This window comes from candidate division WOR-3 bacterium, assembly GCA_016934535.1.
In the GTDB taxonomy this organism is placed as follows: Bacteria; SDB-A; SDB-A; order SDB-A; family SDB-A; genus JAFGIG01.
In genome coordinates, this window is record JAFGSQ010000020.1 from 1 (window position 1) to 4500 (window position 4500).

The window sequence follows — 4500 nt, forward strand, 5'->3', positions numbered from 1 at the left end:
CGCTTTACGAAATCCGGCACAAGGTTTTTCATATCTGATCAAACAAAAATAATATTGGTTTTATCTCCGAAGAATCGAGCGGTTTTTCTGAATCAGAGCTATTCATTTATTGAAGCGAAATTTTTAACTATTTCCCTTATATTTTCAAGATATATCCTGTATTCGTATTTCGGCACGGAAGAATATAAGTCTACGAAGATTTTGTAGGCTTTTTCAGCGAAGTCTTTTTTTTCAGTAAGTTTGTACAGGTCGAAAAAAGCCGACGCTTTAATGAATTTATCTTCAGCGGTTTCGGCTATTGATTCGAGAAGGGATAGATTTTCATTTACTGACAAACCTTTTTTTATTTCAATTTTAAGCCGGAGCAATTCGCAAGAAACCTCAAATGCGGGGTTGTTAAGATTTTTGGAGATTTCCATTGCCTCCGACAACGCTTTCACAGATTCATCGTATTTACCGCATTCGTAAAGGACGTCGGTTTTCTGGGCGAGGCTGTAACAAAGGTAATAGTTCAGCCTTGAAGTCCTGGAAAGGTCAATCGATTTTTCGTAGTAACCGAGAGCTTCGTCGTAAATTCCAAGATATTTCTTTATGTCGGCAATGTTTATATAATTAATGGCGAGGTTTCTGTTGTTTCCGATTTCTCTGTTGATTTCACAGCAATCTTCAAATATCTTTTGAGCAGATTCGAGCTGTCCGAGGTCCTTCTTTATGACGCCCAGATTGCACTTCACAAGAACCGTTCCCGCTCTGTCGCCTATCCTGCTTTTAAGTTCTAGGCTTCTCTCGTAATATTTTTCGGCTTCGGAAAACCTGTTTGTCGAATGGTATATTCCCCCAAGATTGAGAAGAACGAGAGATTTGACCTTAAGGTCGTCTGTCTGAGAACAGATTTCGAGAGCCTGCAAAGCTTTTTCGAGAGCTTCTTCTAGTTCTTTCTTTTCTGAATGAATGATTGAAATATTGTTTAAAACTTTTGAAAGCTCTTTTTTGTCGGAGGTCTCGTTTAAAATTCTCTCGCATTTTTCGAAAAAAACAAGAGCTTCGTCGTATTCTCCTTTCCTGTAATGAAGAAGACCCAAATCGTTGTTGGCGAGGAATATTAGTTTGGCGTCTTTGACGATTTCAGCGAGGCGAAGCGCTCTTTTCGCGTAGCTGAAGGATTTTTTTGAGTCTCCTGTCCTCCTGAAAAGAGAAGAAAGCGATTCAAGATTTTCTGAGTATTCACGGATCATCCTGTTTTTGTAAGCTTTCTTGAGGGCTTCTCTGAAAGTGTGGGACGATTCGTCCCATTTTCCGAGATTTTTCTGAGCGGAACCTTTCATGAAAAGAATTTCAATGCTGGTTTTCGGATCTTTTTCGCAGGGAATGTTTCCGGCGTTTTCGAGGAAACGAAGAGCCCTGTTCTCGTGATAGTTTTCTTGAAGAAATTTTGCCGTTTTAAGAAAATACTCGAGGGCTTTTTCCCTGAAACCCGATCTGGCGAAGTGGTCGGATATCTCCTCAAAGTACGACGAATCGTCGACGTGGTTTTTTTCAAGAAAATTTGCCGCCGAAAAGTGGACTTTATGAAGAAAACTTTTCAATTGAGCGCCGTATATGGCGTCTTTAATAAGCGGATTTGTGAAGAAAAAAGATCCGTCGTCGGATTCAAGAAAATTGTGTTTTTCGCAAAGCGAGATGGTTTTTATTGCGTCTATCTCGGGAAAATGCTCTTTTAAAATCGCGAGCAACATTTCTTTTGGAAAGTTTTGCCCGAGAACTGACGCCACCCTGAGCGAGTCCCTGACGTCGGAATCGAGATTGTCGAATCTTGCCAGTATTATGTGTTCGATTTCCGAAGGCACTGCCTGGTCGAGTTTGTCGTCGGCTTCTGTCTGAAGGGGCAGTTCTGTCGACTTGTAGGACAGAAAAAGAGCCATGTTCTCAATGAAAAGTGGATTGCCCCCCGATTTTGCTATCATAGTATAGAGATAAGATTTTCTGAACCTGCTCATCCTGTTTTCTATTCTGAACGCTTTGCAGAAAGAGGAGAAATAGTCTCTGCTTTGCTGGGGATCGAGTGGCGCTATCCTGATGTTGTGAACTTCTCCGTAATCTCCGAAGAGAATTGAAGTAAAAGGTTCAATGGTCCGGGTTTCAAGTACGAGCATGAAAGGTAATTTCCTGGATTTGCTGAAAAGAGTCTCAAAAACGAAGAGTGAGTCCTCGTCAATCTGCGATGCTGAGGTAACTTCGGCGATGACGGGTTTTACAAAGGATTCGGCGGACAGCAGTTCTAGAAGAGATGAAACTATATTATCGTATTTTTCTTTCGGTTCGTAAAAACTGAGTTCCTCGGTGAATTTTTTCAAACCGGCGAGATAACCGAGCCATTTGTACTTGTATTCAATGCTTTTGATGAATTCGCTGTTTTTTCCGCAGAGTTCCGCCAGTTTGTTTTTCAGGCTGAATATTTTGTCTTCAAAGCGAACCAGAGCGAAGGCTTCGCTGTCGTTTTCCGAGATGCTGAAATAATCTCTCAAAAACCTTACGAAGGGTTGGAACGGCTTTCTGAGACCGTCTTCGCAAGGCAGTCTAAATATGTTGTATTTCTCTTTTACAATATTGTTTTTGAATTCGTCTATGAGTTTGGTCTTGCCTATACCGGGATCCCCCGTGATACAGACAGTGCCCCAAAAATCGCCTTCCCTGTGTTTTTTCGCCAGTTCGAGAAATTTTTTCAGTTCTTCTTTTCTGCCTGTCATTTCAATTTTTTCGAATCTGATAAGGTCTTCCGGTTTTTTTTTCGAAATGAGGGTATAACGTTCAGGCACCGCCGTTTCATGGCCGTTGGAAAGCTCGGAAATTTTAAGAAGGTTAAAATCGGTTTTGATCCTGTTGTATATTGTTTCGTCGGTGAGGATTTCTCCCCAAAAAGCTTTTTCGGCGAGTTTTGATGAAGAATTGACGCATTTTCCGAGAGCGGTGTATTCAGATCTCATCTCAGAACCTATTATACCGCAAAAAGCCTTCCCGTATGATATGCCGGCGCGGAAATCGAGCAAATTGATTTTCGCGAGAGACAAGGCAAAATCGGCGGCTTTTTCGAGAGGTTTTTCAGTTTCCGCCGGAGCTCCGAATAAAACGAGAAGAGAGAGACCTTTATCGCCGGATTCTGCTTTGTTGAAGTATCCTCCGTATTGTTCTATCAGCTGTATTATTCTTCCGATGTGCGTTCTGAATAATTCAGGCTTTTTTAGCAGAATGTAGCAAGATACTACATTTCTCAGTTCCCCGTCCCGTGCGGCTCTGAAAACATTGCCGTCTGTCCATCCCGCATCAGGTAATTGCTTATCCAAGACGGCGGCAGGGCAGGGAGGTTCTTTTTCCAGGGCTTTTCCTGTGTCGAGAACTAATTTTGAACCTGTTTTGACGAAAACATACTCCGGGACTTCATCGAGTTTCAAAAAATCTATGTCAAGAACAATTTCTCCGCTTTCGGCTTTGCTCTTGAAATATGCCGCTCTGTCAATTGAATCGCCTTCGAAAAAAAAGACTTTCTGCGAGCAGGTTTCGGCTATTTCCCAGGAAAGCCTGCCGCAGGAAATGCCGGCTTTGAATGGAAGCTTGAAAAGCCCGTTGGTTGAGACGTCCCGGTTCAGAAGTGAGACTGCCCTGAGAACAGTTTTCAAGCCGAATTTCTTTTTGTCGAAAGCGGCGGCGAAGCCGTCGCCCGAGAAAGTAAATACAAATCCCCCGTGAGCGTGAATAATATCTACGGAAGGCCGGAATATCGAGGAGACGAGGTCTTTGAGAGTCTCGCAGTTGCTGTCGCCGCTCTTCAAAAGAGACTCGGTCAGGCCTGAAAAACCCGAAAGATCAGTGAGCAGAATGTATGCCTGCATCTCGCCTCTCTTTTCACCGCAAGCAAACTTTTCCTTTATGAAAAAAGGGACAAGATTGGCCATCAAATAATCAGGTTGCGATTTTTAAGATATTACTTAAATTCAGTCCGCTTCTTCTCGGTCTATACAGGGCGGCAAACCTGGCATTGTTTCCGGTGTCATTATGTCGGAGACTTTTTTGTCGGGAAGAGAAGGGGAAACCTGATAAGGGCTGGTTTGGAAGTATTCGCCCTCGCATTCAAAAACAGTGAAGAATTCGAAGTTATCGTAGACGTCCCCCCATTGGATATCCACGGTCATGCCTTTGTTTTCAGTCTCCGTGCCGGTTATGTTTACAACCGTTCCCATGGCGAGAGTTACTGAGGTGTCGGAACTGATTATTATTTCTTCGGGAAAATGGAATAGGTGTAATGACCAGCCGTTTCCGATCAGCACAGCAGGGACAAGAGATAGAAGAAGTAATGTTTTAACAGCATTCATCATCTCGACCTCCTTAAAAGTTCTGATATAATTATCCTGCGACAAATCAAAAGATGTCAAGAGTTAACTGCATTTATTATTTTCAGAACCCGCTTTGTTCAGGTCTTGAAATGAACCAGTGACCGTTTTCAAA

2 protein-coding genes are annotated in these 4500 nt (G+C 42.6%); both read right to left on the reverse strand.

Features of this window, described 5'->3' with window-relative positions:
• Positions 1-98: 98 nt before the first annotated feature.
• Complete coding sequence (locus tag JXL83_04085; GenBank protein MBN2363291.1) at positions 99-3950, reverse strand: tetratricopeptide repeat protein; 3852 nt, start codon at positions 3948-3950, stop codon at positions 99-101.
• Positions 3951-3989: 39 nt separating this feature from the next.
• Positions 3990-4370: a hypothetical protein gene (locus tag JXL83_04090; protein ID MBN2363292.1), complete on the reverse strand. Its 381-nt coding sequence runs from the start codon at positions 4368-4370 to the stop codon at positions 3990-3992.
• Positions 4371-4500: the final 130 nt, after the last annotated feature.